This is a genomic window from Streptomyces sp. SPB162 (assembly GCF_029504575.1).
Lineage (GTDB): Bacteria > Actinomycetota > Actinomycetes > Streptomycetales > Streptomycetaceae > Actinacidiphila.
Window position 1 is genome coordinate 6,105,711 of sequence record NZ_JAQFII010000001.1, and the last position, 19,125, is coordinate 6,124,835.

General features: G+C 71.6%; 16 protein-coding genes. 4 read left to right on the forward strand and 12 right to left on the reverse strand.

The window, feature by feature from the left end; translation table 11 throughout:
• Positions 1–100: 100 nt before the first annotated feature.
• A complete protein-coding gene (locus M2266_RS27585; RefSeq protein WP_277440609.1) occupies positions 101–1,000 on the reverse strand; it encodes an aminoglycoside phosphotransferase family protein in 900 nt (299 codons plus the stop codon).
• Positions 1,001–1,211: 211 nt separating this feature from the next.
• Between M2266_RS27585 and M2266_RS27590 the strand changes: the two genes are divergently transcribed.
• From M2266_RS27590 to M2266_RS27600, 3 genes are read left to right on the forward strand one after another with little or no spacing between them, the layout of a single operon-like run.
• Positions 1,212–2,117, forward strand: a complete 906-nt coding sequence (locus M2266_RS27590) for a sugar ABC transporter permease (RefSeq protein WP_277440610.1) — start codon at positions 1,212–1,214, stop codon at positions 2,115–2,117.
• A gap of 17 nt (positions 2,118–2,134) precedes the next feature.
• Entirely contained in the window at positions 2,135–2,968 is an 834-nt protein-coding gene (locus tag M2266_RS27595; RefSeq protein ID WP_277441384.1) for a carbohydrate ABC transporter permease, read from the forward strand.
• On the forward strand, positions 2,968–4,278 hold the full coding sequence (locus tag M2266_RS27600) for a sugar ABC transporter substrate-binding protein (RefSeq protein ID WP_277440611.1): 1,311 nt from the start codon (positions 2,968–2,970) through the stop codon (positions 4,276–4,278). The genes M2266_RS27595 and M2266_RS27600 overlap by 1 nt, the downstream gene beginning before the upstream one ends.
• A 78-nt stretch (positions 4,279–4,356) precedes the next feature.
• Here M2266_RS27600 and M2266_RS27605 read toward each other — a convergent pair whose 3' ends face one another.
• Positions 4,357–6,600 (reverse strand): MMPL family transporter, encoded by a 2,244-nt coding sequence (locus tag M2266_RS27605; RefSeq protein ID WP_277440612.1) that lies wholly within the window; start codon positions 6,598–6,600, stop codon positions 4,357–4,359.
• Between the two features lie 351 nt (positions 6,601–6,951).
• Between M2266_RS27605 and M2266_RS27610 the strand changes: the two genes are divergently transcribed.
• A complete protein-coding gene (locus tag M2266_RS27610; RefSeq protein WP_277440613.1) occupies positions 6,952–9,597 on the forward strand; it encodes a fibronectin type III domain-containing protein in 2,646 nt (881 codons plus the stop codon).
• Between the two features lie 7 nt (positions 9,598–9,604).
• Here the strand turns inward: M2266_RS27610 and M2266_RS27615 are convergent, their stop codons facing one another.
• From M2266_RS27615 to M2266_RS27660, 10 genes are all read right to left on the reverse strand, one after another.
• Complete coding sequence (locus M2266_RS27615) at positions 9,605–10,402, reverse strand: sirohydrochlorin chelatase (protein WP_277440614.1); 798 nt, start codon at positions 10,400–10,402, stop codon at positions 9,605–9,607.
• Entirely contained in the window at positions 10,403–11,323 is a 921-nt protein-coding gene (locus tag M2266_RS27620; RefSeq protein ID WP_277440615.1) for an ABC transporter permease, read from the reverse strand.
• Positions 11,310–12,119, reverse strand: coding sequence for an ABC transporter ATP-binding protein (locus M2266_RS27625; RefSeq protein WP_277440616.1), 810 nt, complete (start codon positions 12,117–12,119; stop codon positions 11,310–11,312). Before M2266_RS27625 ends, M2266_RS27620 begins: the two co-directional genes overlap by 14 nt.
• Positions 12,120–12,236: 117 nt before the next feature.
• Positions 12,237–13,361, reverse strand: coding sequence for an aliphatic sulfonate ABC transporter substrate-binding protein (locus M2266_RS27630; protein ID WP_277440617.1), 1,125 nt, complete (start codon positions 13,359–13,361; stop codon positions 12,237–12,239).
• Between the two features lie 211 nt (positions 13,362–13,572).
• Positions 13,573–14,922: a GTP-binding protein gene (locus tag M2266_RS27635; RefSeq protein WP_277440618.1), complete on the reverse strand. Its 1,350-nt coding sequence runs from the start codon at positions 14,920–14,922 to the stop codon at positions 13,573–13,575.
• Positions 14,923–15,849: a sulfate adenylyltransferase subunit CysD gene (cysD, locus tag M2266_RS27640; RefSeq protein WP_277440619.1), complete on the reverse strand. Its 927-nt coding sequence runs from the start codon at positions 15,847–15,849 to the stop codon at positions 14,923–14,925. It lies immediately after the preceding gene.
• Positions 15,846–16,436: an adenylyl-sulfate kinase gene (gene cysC / locus M2266_RS27645; RefSeq protein WP_277440620.1), complete on the reverse strand. Its 591-nt coding sequence runs from the start codon at positions 16,434–16,436 to the stop codon at positions 15,846–15,848. The genes cysD and cysC overlap by 4 nt, the downstream gene beginning before the upstream one ends.
• Positions 16,436–17,140 carry a phosphoadenylyl-sulfate reductase gene (locus tag M2266_RS27650; protein WP_277440621.1) on the reverse strand — a complete coding sequence of 235 codons (705 nt, stop codon included), beginning with the start codon at positions 17,138–17,140 and terminating at the stop codon, positions 16,436–16,438. The genes cysC and M2266_RS27650 overlap by 1 nt, the downstream gene beginning before the upstream one ends.
• A complete protein-coding gene (locus M2266_RS27655) occupies positions 17,137–17,331 on the reverse strand; it encodes a hypothetical protein (RefSeq protein WP_277440622.1) in 195 nt (64 codons plus the stop codon). The genes M2266_RS27650 and M2266_RS27655 overlap by 4 nt, the downstream gene beginning before the upstream one ends.
• Positions 17,328–19,025 (reverse strand): nitrite/sulfite reductase, encoded by a 1,698-nt coding sequence (locus M2266_RS27660; protein ID WP_277440623.1) that lies wholly within the window; start codon positions 19,023–19,025, stop codon positions 17,328–17,330. The genes M2266_RS27655 and M2266_RS27660 overlap by 4 nt, the downstream gene beginning before the upstream one ends.
• Positions 19,026–19,125 lie beyond the last annotated feature (100 nt).

Here is a 19,125-nt window from a genome sequence, read left to right on the forward strand (position 1 = left end):
GGGCCGAGACTGACGGGCCGAGACTGACGGGCCGGGGCTGACGGGCCGGCCGGGGGCACCGGCGGCTGCCGTCGATCTTCCGGTGCGCTGTGGCCGTTGTTCAGAACGGGTACCAGCGGACGGTGGGGTCTTCGTCGCGTAGCGACGTGACCCGGCGGCGGAACTCGGCGAGTGCCGCCGGGTTCGCGGGGGCGTGCTGGGCCACCCAGGCGCAGCTCGCGGTCTCCCGCGCGCCGCGCAGCACGGCGCAGCCGTCCCACTCGCGCACGTCCCAGCCGTAGGTCGCCGTGAAGGTGTCGTAGGCGGCCGGGTCCAGCCCGTAGCGGTCCCGGCTGAGCGCCATCACCACCAGGTCGTGTTCGCGCAGGTCGGTGGAGAACGTCTCCAGGTCCACCAGGACCGGTCCGTCGGGACCGACCTGGACGTTGCGCGGCAGCGCGTCGCCGTGGATCGGGCCGCGCGGCAGGCGGGGCGTCAGCGCGGCGGCGGCCGCCGCGAACCCGTCCCGTCGGTCGCGCAGATACGCGGCGTCCGCCGGATCGATCGCCTCGCCCGCCAGGCGCAGCCAGCGCTCCACTCCGCCCAGCAGATCGCGCGGCGGCAACGTCAGAGCGGACGGGGCCGGCAGCGCGTGCACCAGTCGCAGCAGCCCGGCGAGGTCGGCGGCCCCGGCGGGACGCACCGGATCGGGCAGTCGTGCCCAGTACGTGACGGGATGTCCGTCGACCAGCCGGGCCTGCGGTGTGGCCGCCCGCACCGCCGGCACGTCGTGCTCCGCCAGCCACCCGGCGATCCGTACCTCACGCTCGGCGCGCCCGAGCAGTTCGGCGCTGCGGCCGATCTTGACGACGAGGCCGTCGCCCACCGCGAACACCGCGTTCTCACCCAGCGCCAGCAGCCGCGCCCCGGCCGCGTCCGGCGACGCGTCGGGGACCGAAGCCGCCGCCGCCAGCACGGCCCGTGCCCGTTCCTCCGTGAACGCCGTGCCCGATCGCCCCACGACTGCGCCTTCCGCCGTTCCCCGTCCGAATGATCACCGACAGTCTCCCACCTACCCGCGGACCGTGCTCCGAGGGCGCCCGCCGGGAGCCGACGTGCCGTCACATGGTCTTGACGGGCCGCCCGGGGGTCCGGACCATGACGGAGGCCCGCCGGGGCCTCGCGACGGCCGGGCGGACCGTCCGACGAGCCGCGCAAAGGAGCCGCCTGCCGTGACCCTGGCGACCGCGCCACCCAGGACCCGCCCCCGGCGACCCGACCGTGGCGTGTGGTTCCTCGTCCTCCCGGCACTGATACCGATCCTGCTGTTGAGCGTCGGACCGCTGCTGTACGGGATCGGCCTCTCGTTCACCGACTCGCAGTCGGGCCGCACCCAGCCGACGCAGTGGACCGGGCTGCAGAACTTCTCCGACCTGCTGCACGACTCCCTCTTCTGGGACTCGTTCCGGATCGGTCTGGTGTGGGCGGTCGGGGTGACCGTGCCCCAGTTCCTGCTCGCGCTCGGCCTCGCGCTGCTGCTCGACCAGCCACTGCGGATGCGCTGGCTCGCCCGCGCGCTGGCCATCGTCCCGTGGGCGATGCCGGAGGTCGTCGTCGGCATCATGTGGCGGCTGGTCTACCACCCGGACGCGGGCGTGCTCAACGAGACGCTGCGCCGACTCCACCTCGGCGACGGCACCGACTGGCTCGCCGGGCTGTCGACGGCGCTGCCCGCCGTGATCGTCGTCGGGATCTGGGCCGGGATGCCGACCACCACCGTCTCGCTCCTCGCCGGGCTGCAGAACGTGCCGCGTGAGCTGCACGAGGCCGCCGCGGTGGACGGCGCCGGTGCCTGGCGCAGGTTCCGGACCGTGACCTGGCCGGCGCTGCGGCCGGTGGCGCTCGCCATGACGGCGCTCAACTTCATCTGGAACTTCAACTCGTTCGCGCTGGTCTACGTGCTCACCAACGGCGGCCCCGGTGGCCGCACCCGGCTGCCGATGCTCTTCGCCTATGAAGAGGCCTTCCGCTACGGGCAGTTCGGCTACGCGGCGGCGATGGGCTGCGTCATGGTCGCGGTGATCTCCGTACTCCTGGCCGTGTACCTGGCCGGCCGGCTCAGGGGGGACGACCAGTGACGGCCGCCCGCAACCAGCTGATCAAGCGCCGGGCCGGCCGCACCGGCCAGTACCTCGCGCTCCTCGGCTACCTGGTCTTCCTCGGGTTCCCGCTGTTGTGGCTCGTCTCGACGGCCTTCAAGCCGCCGCGCGAGCTGGCCACCCTGCACCCCACCTGGTGGCCGAAGAACCCCACCCTCGACAACTTCCGGCAGGCCTTCGACGAGCAACCGCTGCTGCACGCGGCCCTGAACAGCCTGCTGGTCGCGGTCAGCTCCGCGGCCATCGCGGTGCTCCTCGCGACGCCGATGGCGTACGTGATGGCGCGGCACCGCTCCTGGCTGAGCCGGGCCGGCACCGGATGGGTGGTGGTCAGCCAGGCGTTCCCGTTCGTGCTGGTGATCATCCCGCTCTTCCTGATCCTCAAACGGCTGCACCTGATCAACGCACTGCCGGGCCTGGTGATGGTCTACGTCGTCTGGACGCTGCCCTTCGCGCTGTGGATGCTGACGGGGTACGTCCGGGCCGTGCCGCGCGAGCTGGAGGAGGCCGCCGCGGTGGACGGCGCCGGCCGGTTCCGCATCCTCGTCTCCGTCACCGCGCCGCTGCTCGCCCCCGGCATCGTCGCCACCGGCCTGTTCGCCTTCATCACCGCGTGGAACGAGTTCTTCTTCGCGCTGGTGCTGCTGAAAACCCCGGAGAAGCAGACCATGCCGATCATCCTCACCCACTTCATCGGCGCCGAGGGCGTGGCGGACCTCGGTCCGCTCGCCGCCGCCGCGCTGCTCGCGACCCTTCCCAGCCTGCTGCTCTTCGCGCTGATCCAGCGCAGGATCGCCGGCGGCATGCTGGCCGGGGCGGTGAAGGGCTGATGCGCCGGTCCTCCCACCGCCCGCTCGCGATGTCCGCGGCCGCGATCGGGGCCGCGCTCACCCTGCTGACGGCCGGCTGCGCGGGCGGCGGCGACAGCTCCGACGACGGGCGGATCACGCTCCGCTTCCAGAGCCTGGCCTGGCAGGAGGACTCCGTCGCCGCCAACAGGCAACTCGTCGCCGAGTGGAACCGCACCCATCCGGCCGTCAAGGTCGAGTACGTGCAGGGCAGCTGGGACAGCGTCCACGACCAGCTCCTGACGTCCTTCGAGGGCGGGGAGGCGCCGGACGTCATCCACGACGCCTCCGACGACCTCGCGGACTTCGCGTACGGCGGCGACCTCGCCGACCTGGGCGGCCTGCTTCCGCCGACCCTGCGCGACGCGATCCCGGCCGCCTCCTGGCAGACCACGACGTTCGGCAAGGGCGTCTACGGAGTGCCGTTCCTGCAGGAACCGCGCATGATCATCGCCAACCGCGCGCTGCTGGTGAAGTCCGGCGTCCGCATCCCGGCCGCCGACACCCCCTGGACGTGGGACGAGTTCCGGCAGTCCGCGAAGAAGCTGACCGGCGACGGGACCTACGGGGTCGCCTGGCCACTGAAGGAGCCGGTCAGCTCGACCCTCAACCTCTCGCTGTCCACCGGCGGCCAGATCTTCGCGCGCGGCGCCGACGGCAAGGTCACCGTTCGCTTCGACGCCGCCGACCAGGCCGTGCCGCGCGTCATCCACGACCTGGTCAACACCGATCACAGCGCGTCGCGCACCACGCTCGGCATGGGCGGCTCCGACACGCTGCCCGGATTCTTCGCCGGCAGGTACGCGATGGTCCCGCTCGGCTTCTCCTACCGCCAGCAGATCCGGCAGCAGGCCCCGAAGGGCTTCGACTGGATCGTGCTCCCCGCCCCCGCGGGGCCCGGCGGCAACCGCGCGCAGGGCGTCAGCCCGCAGACCCTCTCCGTTTCGCAGGACTGCCCGCACAAGAAGGAGGCCGTCGCGTTCATCGACTTCCTGCTGCGCACGGACAACGTCGTCCGGCTCGCCAAGGGCGACTGGATGCTTCCCACCGCCACGGCCGCCCTGCGCGACCCGGCCCTGCACACGGAGCGGAACGGCTGGTCCACCGGCACCGCGCTGGCCCCCTACCTGCGCTCCGCGCCGGCCCAGTCCGTCCGCGGCTACCCGGAGTGGAAGGACAAGGTCGCCACCCCCGCCTTCCAGGAGTACTACAGCGGCGCCATCGGCCTCGACGAACTGCGCCACCGGCTGGTCACGGACGGAAACCGCGTGCTGGCCCGCTACCAGCGGTAGCGGGCCCGCGCGCGGAAGCGGACACGAGCCGGCCCGGTCTCCCCCGTGAGAGACCGGGCCGGCAGTGGGCGGGGAGGGTCAGACGCGGGCCGCGTCGTACTCCTCGTGGGGCCGGCCGGCCGGGGGAGCCGGCGGGGCCAGGACGGCCTCGTCGTGGGTCATGTCCGGGAGCCAGCCGAGCCACTTGGGCAGGTACCAGTTGCGCTCGCCGAGCAGGGCCATGACGGCGGGGAGCAGGACCCCGCGGATGATGGTCGCGTCGATCAGGACGGCCACCGCCAGGCCGACGCCCATCTGCTTCATGCTCTGCATGGAGAGGGTTCCGAAGATGGCGAACACCGCGACCATGATGACCGCCGCGCTGGTGACGACACCCGCCGTGGTCGTGATGCCCTGCTGGATGGCGGCCTGGGTGCTGAGCCCGCGCATCCTGGCCTCACGGATCCGGGAGACCACGAAGACGTGGTAGTCCATGCTCAGTCCGAAGAGGATCACGAAGAGGAAGAGCGGCAGCCAGGCGACGACCGCGCCGGTGCCCGTGGCGCCCACCAGCCCCGCGCCCCAGCCGTGCTGGAAGACGGCGGCCAGCACACCGTAGGCCGCACCCACCGACAGCAGGTTGAGGACGATGGAGGTGGCGGCGATGGTGAGGGAGCGGAAGGACAGCAGCATCAGGACGAAGGCGAAGACGATCACGAAGGCGAAGACCGGCGGGACGCTGCTGGTGATCTTGTTGGTGAAGTCCATCGAGCCGGCCGTCTCACCGGTGATGGGCGCTTCGAGCCCCGGAACCTTGCCGAGCGTGTCGGGCCGTACCTCGTCCCGCAGTTGGACCAAACCGGCCTCGGCCTTCGCCTTGTCCGTGCCGCCCGCCAGCGGGACGTCGATCTGCGCGACGTTCTCCTTGGCGTGGACGACCACGGTGACCGGGCCCTTGCTGGCGCCCTTCGCGACCGCCTCGGCGCGGAACGCCTCGATCGCCTGCTTGACGGGGGCGGAGTTGATGTCGTCGGCCCTGACGACCACATGGGCCGGGTCGGGACCGCCGGGGAACGCCTCGTTGATGCGGTCGTAGGTCTGGATGATGGGCAGGTCGCTGCCGAGTTCCTGGTTCATCGTGAGGTTCGCGGTGTGCAGCCCGAGCGCCGGTGCGGCCACGAGGAGCAGCGCGCCGCCCGCGATGACGGTGGCGGTCTTCGGGTTGCGCAGCACCGGGGTGAGGACGGTGGTCCAGAAGCGGCTGTTGCTCGTCGCGGCGCCCTGGGGGGTGTTCTTGCGAGCACGGTTGAGGAAGGGGATGCGGCCCTTCTCGACGCGGTGGCCGAGCAGCGAGAGCAGGGCGGGCAGGACGGTCACGGAGCCGAACATGGCGACCGCGACGACCATCATGGTGGCCACGCCCATGGCCTTGAAGTCGGCGATCCCGGTGAAGAGCATGCCGGCCATCGCGACGATCACGGTGATGCCGGAGATGAGGATGGCGCGGCCCGACGTCGCCGAGGCGATCTTGATGGCGGTCTGGGCGTCGTGTCCCGCGGCCCGCTCCTCCCGCTCACGGCGCAGGTAGAACAGGCAGTAGTCGACGCCGACGGCCAGACCGACCAGCAGCATCACGGAGTTGGCGGTGTCGCTCATCGGCACCAGGTGGCTGACGACCGCGACCAGGCCGGTGGTGGCCACGAAGGCGGTCACGGCGAGGAGGACCGGCAGCAGGGCGGCGACCAGCGCGCCGAAGGCGATCAGCAGGATGCCCAGCGCGACCGGGACCGCGGAGAACTCGGCGGTCTTGAAGTCGTCGCCGAACGCGTCGCCGAGCACCTTCTGGCTGCTCGCCTCGCCGAACTCCTCGATCCGCAGGTCCCGGTACTTGGCCTGCGTTCCCGCCACCGCGTCGGTGACCTTGGTGACGCGGTCCTTGGCGGTCTCCTTGTCACCGGTCATCTCGAACCGGATCAGCGCGGACTTCTGATCCGCGGAGATCGCCTTGGTGTCGTAGGGCGAGGTGATGTCGGCGGTCTGGCCGGTGCTCTTGACCGCGGCTATGACCGCGTCCACGGCCGTGTGGACGGCGGGATCCGCGACCGTGCCGCCGGACTTGACCTGGATGAGCACCATCTCGCCCGCGGCGCCCTTGATGCCCGCGTCGTCGATGATCCCCGCCGCCTGGCTGACCTCGCCCGGCAGACCCTCCTCCTGGCTGGCGTCCACCCGGCCGGCCATCTGCCCGATGGCGAGCGCGAGGACCACGAAGACCAGCCAGCCGATCACGGCGGTCCAGCGGTGCCGGGCGCTCCAGCCACCCATCGCCGCGGCGATTCCCATTTTGCTGCCGTGTGCGCGTCCGCGACTCACGGTTCCCCCTCGTCATGGCAGCGGCACCACGCCGCTTGCTTCACCCATGACGCTAGGGGCTGGGAGGTGGGCGACCCATCAGGCTTCCAGGTGACTTGGTGGTGGGGGTTCTCCCCCATGCGGGTGAGGCTATCCCCACCCCCCGAAGACGTCGGTCCCTTACACCTATAAAGATCGCCTAAGGAAACCAAGCCCACAGTGCTCCGATGAATCGGTCAACTTTCGGCCCTCGTACGGGAGTTTGCTGCGCATTCCCTTGACCCTCGCGGGCAGTGGTCGTATGTTTCCGGCACTTACGAGGCCGATCCCCCTGGAGGGACCATGCCCGCACCCCTGAGGACCGCCCCCCTGAAACCCGTCCGCCGCAGAGCCGCGGCCGTCTGCGCCTCGCTGGTGGCCGTGGTCGCGTTCGCCACCACCGGACTCACTCCGGCCGCCGGAGCTCCGGCGGCCGCCCCACTCGATGTCCACGTCTCCCCGACCGGTGACGACCACGCCGCCGGCACCGCCAAGCACCCCGTCCGCACCCTGGAGCACGCTCGCGATCTCGTCCGCGCCCGGGTCGGACACCTCACCGCCGACCTCACCGTCCATCTGGCCCCCGGCACCTACCGGCAGTCCAAGCCGCTCGTGCTCGACGCCCGTGACTCCGGGAGCAACGGCCACCGGGTCATCTGGGACGGCGCCGGGTCCGCGGTCGTCAGCGGCGGCCGCCAGGTGACCGGCTGGCACCAGGTCGCCGGCCGGTCCGGCCTGTGGGCCGCGCCCGCGCCGAGCGGCCTGACCGACACCCGGCAGCTGTACGTCGACGGGGTGCGCGCCCAGCGCGCCCGCGGCCGGGTCCCCGTCGAACTGACCTCGACCCCCACGGGATACACGGCCTCCGCCGGCACCCTCGCCGGCTGGCGGAACATCGGCGACGCCGAGTTCGTCTACACCAGCGGCGAGACGCTGTGGAACATCGCCCGCGACGGCCTCGGCCAGTGGACCGAGCCGCGCTGCCCCATCGCCTCCGCGAGTGGCACCACGATCACGATGGCCCAGCCCTGCTGGGACAATTCCAACAAGCGTGTCGAGTTCCCGGACATCCCCGGCCGGACCGTCAGCATGGTCGGCCCCGGCAAGCTCACCAACGGCGGCCACGCCTCTTACCTCGAGAACGCGTACGAACTGCTGGACCAGCCCGGAGAGTGGTACTTCGACCGCACCGCCCGCACCGTCTACTACCTCCCGCGCCCCGGCGAGGACCCGCGGAAGGCGGACGTCGAGGCGCCGGTCGCGCAGAAGCTGATCGACGGCGGCGGAACGGCCGCCGCACCTCTGCACGACGTCGCCTTCCGGGGGCTGCAGTTCAGCTACGCGACCTGGCTGACCCCCTCCGGCCCCGGCGGCTTCTCCGAGATCCAGGCCGGTTACACGATCACCGGGCCGACGGGCTGGGCCACCCAGGGCCTGTGCCACTTCGTCGAGGGCGGCACCTGCCCGTTCGCGAACTGGACGAAGATGCCCGGCAACGTCTCGCTCGCGCACAGCCGCGCGGTCGAGTTCTCCGGTGACGTCTTCGCGCACCTCGGCGCGGCCGGGCTGGAGCTGGGCACCGGCACCGAGGACGCCCGCGTCAAGGGCAATATCTTCACCGACATCTCCGGCAACGGCCTGGAGATCGGCGGGGTCGACGGCGCCGAGCCCGCCACCGGCGTCCAGGCCACCGACAACCACCTCTACGCGTTGCCCCGCGAGTTCCACGGCGGGGTCGCGATCCTCAACGGCTACACCACGCACACCACGATCGCCCACAACCAGATCGACCACGTCGGCTACTCCGCGATCTCGCTCGGCTGGGGCGGCTGGCCCGACAAGGTCGGCTCGCCCGCGACGCCGAACGCCAGTCACGACAACGCCGTGCGCGACAACCTCATCTTCGACTACATGCAGATGCTGGACGACGGCGGCGGCATCTACACCCAGGGCCTGACCGGCACCTCGATCGCCGACGGCGAGAAGGTCACCGGCAACGTCATCCACGGCCAGTGGGGGCTGGGCAAGAGCGTCTACACCGACAACGGGTGCACGTACGAGACGGTCCAGGGCAACGTCCTGTACGGCGCCTCGTACGCCAACGTCGCGAGCCGGCACACCGACTACCGCGACGCGCTCGGCAACAACGACCCGACCCTCGTCAAGGACAACTGGTGGGAGGAGGGGACCGCCGACGGCGACAACAAGGGGCTGGTCACCACCGGCAACCGCATCATCACCGCACCGTCCGACGCGCCCGCCGAGGTCGTCGCGAACGCGGGCCTCGAACCCGCCTACCGCGGACTGCTCACCCGGCGGATCGGCGCGCTCAGCACCCCTGAGGCACCGTCACGGGTGGGCACCGACACCGGCGGCGCGACCGCGCTGACCGTCACCTTCAACCCCACCTTCGCCGACGGCGGCGCGCCGGTGACGTCCTACACGGCGCACGTGTACGACGCCGCGGGCCACGAGGCGGTGACCGTGCCGGTCACGGCCGCGGAGTTCCGCGCCCGCGGCTACCTGCGCGTCACGGGACTCAAGGCGGCCGAGCCGTACACCGTCACCGTGAGCGCGGCCAACGCCAAGGGCAGTGGGGCGGCGTCGCTGCCGTCGGCCGCTCTCGCGCCGAGCGCCGTGACGACGCTGCCGGCCGCGCCGACCGGGGCGAAACTCCGGGCCCAGGCACACGCGGCGACCGTCGTCTGGACACCGCCGGTGAACACCGGCGAGGCAGAGGTCACGGGTTACGTGATCACCGTCTCGGACGGTCGCACGATCGAGGTCACCGGCCGGGACACGCTGGTCACCCAGCCGTCGGGCAAGGGCATGTTCCGCGTCGTCGGGGGACTGACCCCGGGCACCGCGTACAAAGTCACCATCGCGGCCGTTACCGCGGCGGGGACCGGTCCTTCGGTGACCGCGAGCGGCACCACGCCGGCCGCCTGACGCGCGGTCAGGCCGAGAGCAGTATCCGGCGGGGGAGGAGGGCCCCCGCGTAGCGCTCCAGCAGCAGCTCGACGAGTTCCGGGGCCGCGCCCAGCACAGGAGCCAGGGCGTCGGCGCCGGCCTCGCGGGCGCCGCGGAATATGCGGTCGGGAAGACGGCCCGGCGCGATGACGTAGGGGGCGACGGCGATGTGCCGCACGCCCTCCGCCCGCAGTTGCCGGACCGCGTCCTCGGTCCGGGGGAGGGATGCGGAGGCGAACGCAGGCCGCACGGCGCACCAACCGGTGTGCCGCCACTCCCGCGCGATTTCAGCGATCACTGCGATCGCCTCCGGGTCGGTGGAGCCCGCCGAGGCCAGGACGACCCCCGTCGAGCGGTCGCCGGGGGTGACCCCGGCCTCGGCCAGCCGCCGCTCCAAGGCGGCGGTCAGCAGGGGCGAGGGGCCGAGGACGTCGGCCACCGCGACCCGCAGCCGCGGGTGCGCGGCGGTCGACTCGCGCAGCACGGCGGGTATGTCGGCCTTCGCGTGGAAGGCACGGGTGAGGAGCAGCGGCAGCGCGACGATGTCGCGGACCCCCTCCGCCGCGAGGCGGTCGACGACCTGCGACACGGTCGGCGCGCAGAAGTCGAGGTATGCGGTGGCGACGCGCAGCCCCGGCCGGGCCGCCCGTACCCGCTCGGTCAGCGCCTGGACGGTCGCGGCATGGCGCGGATCGCGACTGCCGTGGGCGATGATCAGAAGGGGCGGCGCGGAGCGCCACGTCGCAGGGGTGGCGGTGGGCGACGGGTGGGCGGGCCCGTTCATTCACTGGCTCCTGGACACCAGGCCGCGGCTGCGCAGCACGCGCCGCTCCAGCGGGCTGAAGATCAGCAGGTCGATGGCGATGCCGACGACGAGGATGAGGATGATGCCGAGGAAGATGCCCGGCATGTCGGACCCTTCGCGCATGTTCTCCAGGTAGCGCCCCAGGCCGGTGCCGAGGTCGGGGGAGGACGCGATGAGTTCGGCGGCCATCAGGGAGCGCCAGGAGAAGGCCCAGCCCTGCTTGAGGCCGGCCAGGTAGCCGGGCAGCGCGGCCGGCAGCAGGATGTGCCGGGCGCCGCTGACCCCGGAGGCGCCGAGCGTGCGGCCGGCGCGCAGGTAGAGCGGCGGCACCTGGTCGATGCCGGAGATCAGGCCGTTGGCGATGGAGGGCACGGCGCCGAGCAGGATGACGGCGTACATCGCGGAGTCGGTGATGCCGAGCCAGATGACCGCGGCGGGCACCCAGGCCACCGACGGCAGCGACTGCAGGCCCGACAGGATCGGCCCGATGGCGGAGCGGACGAACGGGACGCGGGCCACGACGAGCCCGATCGGGGTGCCGATGGCGACCGCGGCGAGGAAGCCCAGCAGCCCGCGCTCGACGCTGGTCCAGACGATGTCGAAGAGCTGGCCCTCGTTCCACAGCGTCATGAAGCTGCTGCCGACCGCCCGGGGGGCGGGCAGCTTGGTCTCCGGCGCGAACCCGGCCAGCACGGCGAGCTGCCACACCACGAGGACCAGCACGACCGCCGAGACCGGCGGCAGCACCTTCTTGACCAGGACCTGGGTGAACGGGGTGCGCCGGACCTGGACCGTGTCCAGGGCGTCGAGCCCGGCCTCAAGACCCGCGAGGTCCTGCGTCCGGGCGCCGGCGTCCTGCTTGGCCCCCCGGTCGTCGGGAACGGTGTCAGTGCTGGCCATGTCGGCGGATCTCCCCACGCAGTTCTTCGGTGATCTCGATGGACAGCTCGGCGACGGCGGCGTCCTCGATACGGCGCGGCTGCGGGATGTCCACGGTCCACTCGCGGGCCACCCGGCCGGGGCGCGACGTCAGCAGCACCACGCGCTCGGCGAGCCGGACGGCCTCGCGCACGTTGTGGGTGACAAACAGGACGGAGACCCCCGTCTCGGCCCAGATACGGGTGAGCTCGCCGTGCAGGACGTCCCGGGTGATGGCGTCCAGCGCCGCGAACGGCTCGTCCATCAGCAGCACGTTGGAGTCCTGGGCGAGCGCGCGGGCGAGCGCGACGCGCTGCCGCATACCGCCCGACAGCTCGTGGACGCGCTTGCCGTACGAGCCGTCAAGGCGCACCAGACTGAGCAGCCGCTCGGCCTCCGCGCGGCGTTCGGCGCGCGGCACACCGCGCAGCCGCAGCGCCAGTTCGATGTTCTTGCCGGCGGTGAGCCACGGGAAGAGCGCGTGCTCCTGGAACATCAGCGCGGGACGGCCGCCGCCCGGCACCGTGATGGTGCCCGCGGTCGGCTGGTCGAGGCCCGCGACCAGGTTGAGCAGGGTCGACTTGCCGCAGCCGGAGGCGCCGAGGAGGCAGACGAACTCACCGGGATGGACGTCGAGGGTGATGTCGTCCAGGACCGCCTGGGCGGAGCCCGGACGGCCGAAGACCTTGTGGACGTGGTCGATCCGAACGGCGGGCGCGCCGTCTGCGACGGCGGTGTCCGCGCTGTGCTGCTCGGTGGTCCTGACTGCCGTGGCCATCCGGTCACCTCCTGGTACGTGGGCGGGCGGGCGGTGCGTGCTGCGGGCCGCCGGTGTCCGACCCCTGCGGGACGGACACCGGCTGCGCGTCGTCGGGCTTCCGTGTTACAGGTCGGGCTACTGCTTGCCGAGCCCCGCCGCGTCCACCGCGGGCTTGCCCGCGGCCGCGAGGACCTTGTTGAGCAGCGTCAGGTCGTAGATCCCGGCGAGGTCGGGCTTCTTCAGCAGGCCGGCCTTGACGGCGTGGTCGGCCTCGGAGGTCAGCGACTTGGCCAGCGGGTCGTCGATGACCTGGATGCCGGCCCACGCCGGGTCGAGGATCCCGGTCGGCAGTGCCTTCTGAGTGTCCTTCTTGAGCTGGGCGTTCGCCGCGGCCTTCGCCTTGTCCGGGTTGGCCGTGATCCAGGCGTTGGTGTTCACCGAACCCCGCAGCACCGCCTCGACGACGTCCGGGTGCGCCGCCAGGAACTTCTGCGACACGATGACGTTGGTGATCACGAACTTCTTGTCGGGCCACAGGTCACGCTCGTCGAGCAGCACCTTGGCGCCCTCGGAGACGAGCTTGGACGCCGTCGGCTCCGGCACCCACGCGCCGTCGATGGAACCGGACTTGTACGCGTCGGGGGTCACCTTGTTGTCGGTGCGGAAGACGGAGACGTCGCCCTTGCCGCTCTGCGCGTCGACCTTCCAGCCCTTTTCGGCGATCCAGTTGAGGAAGGCCACGTCCTGGGTGTTGCCGAGCTGCGGGGTCGCGATCTTCTTGCCCTTGATGTCGTCCAGGGTCTTGATCTTCGCGGGGTTGACGACCAGCTTCACGCCGCCTGAGGCGGAGCCGGAGATGATCCGCAGGTTGGTGCTCTTCGACTTGGTGTAGCCGTTGATGGACGGCGAGGGGCCGATCCAGCCGATGTCGATGGAGCCGGCGTTCAGCGCCTCGATCTCGGACGGGCCCGCGTTGAAGGTCTGGGTCTTGACGGCGGTGCCGCCCAGCTCCTTCGCGAACAGGCCCTGGTTGAGGCCGACGAGCGCGGTGGCGTGGGTGAGGTTCGGGAAGTAGCCGATCTTCACCTCGTCGGCGGAGAGCTTCTTGGCACCCGAGCTGGCGACCGGGGCAGCGCCGCTGTCCTTCGTGTCGTCGGACTTCGAGCCGTACCCGCAGGCGGCGAGAGCGCCGAAGAGCAGCGGGAGGGTCGCGGCAGTGGCGATCGATCGCTTCAGGCTGCGGGTGGTTCTTGCAGACACGGGAGGTGTTCCTCTCGGAGGTCCGGAACGCGCCTAGCTCGGCGGGGCCGGAAGGTCGTCAGGTCTTCGGTGGCACGGGTGTACTCGCATGCGGTCGCGCGGTTCAGCGGTTAGAGCGCACATCGCGCCACCCCGCCCGTGCCGGCGCCGAGGAGGCCGCTGCCGACGCGGCCGCCCTCCTTGGCGAAGCCCGAATACGCCTCGGTGACCATCAGAAGTCCCACCCCTCTTGTTCCTTCTCCGCGGCGGACGCGCCGGCCGCGGCCGGCGCGGCGAACGCCTCGCCCGCCATGCCCGCGGTCAGCGTCGTGCCGTCCGCCGGGTCGATCAGCAGGAAGGAGCCCGTCAGCCGCGAGTCCGCGTAGGCGTCCAGCGGCAGCGGCTCGGCGGTGCGCAGCACGACGGCGCCGATGTCGTTGACGTCCAGCTGCGCCGGTCCCGACTCGTGCGCGAGCCCGGCCGTCAGGTTGATGCGGTACGGGAGCTCCTTGACGACGGCCTTCACCGTGCGCGTCGCGTGCTTGAGCAGCACCCGGGAGCCGACCTTGAGCGGCCGCTCGTGCAGGTGGCAGACGGTCGCCTCGACGTCCTGGGTGGTCGCCGGCGCGGAGGCGGTCGGCGCGATCAGGTCGCCGCGCGAGATGTCCAGGTCGTCGGCGAGCAGCACGGTCACCGACTGCGGCGCCCAGGCGGTGTCCACCGACTCGCCGAGGGCGTCGATACCGGTGATGGTGCTGGTCGCGCCGGACGGCAGGACCGTCACCTCGTCACCGACCCGCAGGATGCCCGAGGCGATCCGGCCCGCGTAGCCGCGGTAGTCCGGGTGCGCGGCGGTCTGCGGGCGGATCACGTACTGGACCGGGAAGCGGGCCGGGGCGTCGGTGAGGTCGGTGCCGACCTGCACCGTCTCCAGGTGCTCCAGGACGGTGGGGCCGCCGTACCAGTCCATGTTCGCGGACGCGGTCACGACGTTGTCCCCGGCGAGCGCCGAGATCGGGATCGTGGTGATGTCCGGGACGCCGAGCGACGCCGCGTACGCGGTGAACTCCTCGGCGATGGCCGCGAAGACGGGCTCCGCGTACTCCACCAGGTCCATCTTGTTGACGGCCAGCACCACGTGCGGGACGCGCAGCAGCGCGGCCACCGCGGCGTGCCGCCGGGTCTGCTCCACGACGCCGTTGCGGGCGTCGACGAGCACCACGGCCAGCTCGGCGGTCGAGGCTCCGGTGACCATGTTGCGGGTGTACTGCACGTGGCCCGGGGTGTCGGCGAGGATGAAACGGCGCCGCGGGGTGGCGAAGTACCGGTACGCCACGTCGATGGTGATGCCCTGCTCGCGCTCGGCCCGCAGGCCGTCGGTGAGCAGCGCGAGGTCCGGCGCCTCCTGGCCGCGGCGGCGCGAGGCGTGTTCGACGGCCTCCAGCTGGTCGGTCAGGACCGACTTGGAGTCGTGCAGCAGTCGACCGACCAGGGTGGACTTGCCGTCGTCTACGGAGCCGGCGGTGGCGAAGCGCAGCTGCGAGGTGGCCGCGATCTGCTCGGCGGTGGTGATGCTGGTCATTTAGAAGTACCCCTCGCGCTTGCGGTCTTCCATCGCGGCCTCGGACATCTTGTCGTCGGCGCGGGTCGCGCCCCGCTCGGTGAGCCGGGACGCGGCGATCTCCACGATGACCTGGTCGATGGTGAAGGCGTCGGAGTCCACCGCGCCGGTGCAGGACATGTCCCCGACGGTGCGGTAGCGGATGGTCCGCTTCTCGACGGTCTCGCCGGGCTTCGGGCCGCCCCAGTCGCCCGCCGTCAGCCACATGCCGCTGCGGGCGAAGACGTCCCGCTCGTGCGCGTAGTAGATCTCCGGCAGTTCGATGCCCTCGCGGGCGATGTACTGCCACACGTCCAGCTCGGTCCAGTTGGAGAGCGGGAAGACCCGGACGTGCTCGCCGGCCGCGTGCTTGCCGTTGTAGAGCTGCCACAGCTCGGGGCGCTGGCGGCGCGGGTCCCAGGCGCCGAACTCGTCGCGCAGGGAGAAGACGCGCTCCTTGGCGCGGGCCTTCTCCTCGTCGCGGCGGCCGCCGCCGAAGACCGCGTCGAACCGGCCCTCGCCGATCGCGTCGAGCAGCGGCACCGTCTGCAGCGGGTTGCGGGTCCCGTCGGGGCGCTCGCGCAGCCGGCCGTCGTCGATGTAGTCCTGCACGCTCGCCACGTGCAGGCGCAGGCCGTGCTCGGCGACCGTGCGGTCCCGGTACTCCAGCACCTCGGGGAAGTTGTGGCCGGTGTCCACGTGCAGCAGCGAGAACGGCACCGCGGCCGGCGCGAACGCCTTCAGCGCCAGGTGCAGCATGACGATGGAGTCCTTGCCGCCGGAGAAGAGGATCACCGGCCGCTCGAACTCGCCCGCGACCTCGCGGAAGATGTGCACCGCCTCGGACTCGAGCGCGTCCAGGTGGCTCAGCGCGTACGCGGATTCATTGGGTGCGGCAACGGTGGTCACAGTGCCAGTCCCCTCTCGACGAGCAGCGCCTGCAGCGCCGCGGCGGAGTCCTCGACGGTGCGCCCGTGGGTCTCGAGGCGCAGATCCGGTGCCTCGGGCGTCTCGTACGGGTCGTCGACCCCGGTGAGCCCGGAGATCTCACCGGCGGCCTGTTTCGCGTACAGCCCCTTCACATCGCGTTCCGAGCACACCTCGACCGGCGTGGCCACGTGCACCTCCAGATACGGGGTGCCCTGCTTCCGGTGGCGCCCGCGGACGGCCTCGCGGCTGTCCGCGTAGGGGGCGATGACGGGGACGAGGACCTTGATCCCATTGGAGGCCAGCAGTTCGGCGACGAAGCCGATCCGCTGCACGTTGGTGTGCCGGTCCTCGCGGGTGAAGCCGAGCCCGGCGGAGAGGAACTCGCGGATCTCGTCGCCGTCCAGCACCTCCACCCGGTGGCCCGCGTCGCGCAGCCGGTCCGCCAGCGCGAAGGCGACCGTGGTCTTGCCGGCGCTGGGCAGCCCGGTGAGCCACACCGTGGCGCCTGCCTCCCGCGGGCTCGCTGTCGCGCTCATCTCTCGCTCCTGGGATATCTGAGTGGTCATCAGCCGTGCAGCCCGCACTCGGTCTTGCCGCGGCCTGCCCAGCGGCCGGCGCGGGCGTCCTCGCCCTCCAGCACCCGGCGGGTGCACGGGGCGCAGCCGACGGACGCGTAACCGTCCATCAGCAGCGGGTTGGTCAGCACCCCGAACTCCTCGACGTACGCGTCCACGTCCGCCTGCGTCCAGCGGGCGATCGGGGAGATCTTCACCTTGCGGCGCTTCTCGTCCCAGCCGACGACCGGGGTGTTGGCGCGGGTCGGGGACTCGTCGCGGCGCAGCCCGGTGGCCCAGGCGTCGTACGCGGTCAGTCCCTCCTCCAGCGGCTTGACCTTGCGCAGCGCGCAGCACAGGTCCGGGTCACGGTCGTGCAGCTTCGGGCCGTACTGGGCGTCCTGTTCCGCGACGCTCTGTACCGGGGTCAGCGTGATCAGGTTGACGTCCATCACCGCACCCACGGCGTCGCGGGTGCCGATGGTCTCGGGGAAGTGGTAGCCGGTGTCGAGGAAGACGACGTCCACGCCGGGAAAGGCGCGGGACGCCAGGTGCGCCACGACGGCGTCCTCCATCGAGGATGTGACGCAGAAGCGCGGGCCGAACGTCTCGGCGGCCCAGCGCAGTATCTCCAGCGGGGACGCGTCCTCGAGGTCGCGGCCCGCCTGCTCGGCCAGATCGCGCAGGTCTTCGGCGGTGTGCTGTGCGGTGGTCACGACTCGCCTCCGGTCGGGGGGTTCTGGTGAAGTCCCTGGGCCAGCAGGCCGAGGAACTTCAACTGAAAGGCCCGGTTGCACGCCCGGCATTCCCAGGCGGCGCCCGATCCGTGCGGAACCTTCTCCTCGGAGGGGCGCAGATCCTCGTCCCCGCAGTACGGGCAGTAGAACGGCGCGGCGCGTTCGGTCATGACAGGGCCTCCTCGGAGGCGCGGGCGGCCCAGGTCGCGAAGCGCTCGTCACCCTCGCGCTCGTCCTCGAACCGACGCAGCACGCGCTCGACGTAGTCGCCCAGGCCGGCGGAGGTGACCTTCAGCCCGCGCACCTTGCGGCCGAAGCCGGGGTCCAGGCCGAGGCTGCCGCCCAGGTGCACCTGGAAGCCCTCGACCTGCTCGCCGTTCTCGTCGGTGACCAGCTGGCCCTTGAGACCGATGTCCGCCACCTGGATGCGGGCGCAGGAGTTGGGGCAGCCGTTGACGTTGATGGTCAGCGGCTGGTCGAAGTCCGGCAGCCGGTGCTCCAGCTCGTCGATGAGGGAGGCGCCGCGCGCCTTGGTCTCGACGATGGCCAGCTTGCAGTACTCGATGCCGGTGCAGGCCATGGTGCCGCGCCGGAACGGGGACGGCTTCACCTGGAAGCCGAGCGCCTCGAGACCGGCCACCAGCGACTCGACCCGGGACTCCGCGACGTCCAGCACGATCATCTTCTGCTCGACCGTGGTGCGCAGCCGGCCCGAGCCGTGCTCCGCCGCCAGCTCCGCGATCTTCGTCAGCGTGGAGCCGTCGATCCGGCCGACCCGCGGCGCGAAGCCCACGTAGAAGCGGCCGTCGTGCTGGCGGTGCACGCCGACGTGGTCGCGCCACTGCTGCTCGGGGTGGACGGGCGCGGGGCCGTCGATGAGCTCGCGCTTCAGGTACTCGTCCTCCAGGACCTGCCGGAACTTCTCGCTGCCCCAGTCCGCGACCAGGAACTTCAGCCGGGCGCGGTTGCGCAGCCGGCGGTACCCGTAGTCGCGGAAGATGCCGATGACACCGGCCCAGACGTCGCTGACGTCCTCCAGCGCGACCCACGCGCCGAGCCGCACGCCCAGCTTGGCGTTGGTGGACAGCCCGCCGCCGACCCACAGGTCGAAGCCGGGGCCGTGCTCGGGGTGGTTCACACCGACGAAGGCGACGTCGTTGATCTCGTGCGCCACGTCCAGCAGCGGCGAACCGGAGATCGCCGTCTTGAACTTGCGCGGGAGGTTGGAGAAGTCCTTGGAGCCGATGTAGCGCGTGTGGATCTCGTCGATCGCGGAACTGCCGTCGATGATCTCGTCGGCCGCGATCCCCGCGACCGGCGAGCCGAGGATGGTGCGCGGGGTGTCGCCGCACGCCTCGGTGGTGGACAGGCCGACGGCCTCCAGCCGGCGCCAGATCTCCGGGACGTCCTCGATCCGGATCCAGTGGTACTGGATGTTCTGCCGGTCCGTCAGGTCCGCGGTGCCGCGGGCGAACTCCTGCGAGATCTCGCCGATGACGCGCAGCTGCTCGGTGGTGAGCCGGCCGCCGTCGATGCGGACCCGCAGCATGAAGTACTCGTCGTCCAGCTCGTGCGGCTCCAGGACGGCGGTCTTGCCGCCGTCGATCCCGGGCCTGCGCTGGGTGTAGAGACCCCACCAGCGCATGCGTCCGCGGAGGTCGGCGGGGTCGATCGAGTCGAAGCCGCGCTGGGAGTAGATCGTCTCAATGCGTGTCCGCACGTTGAGACCGTCGTCGTCCTTCTTCGTCTGCTCGTTGGCGTTGAGCGGGGTGAAGTGGCCCATCGCCCACTGGCCCTCACCACGGTGGCGTCCGGCCTTGCGGCGGGCCGTGGTGTCGGCTGGTTGATCAGGAGTGGAGGCCATGGCGATGCGTCCTTCGGGCAGCGGCGAATACGTCGGTGTTAGCGCGGATGCACCCTATGGCCTGCGGAAACCTGAAAACGATCAGGGCAGTTGGCAGCGG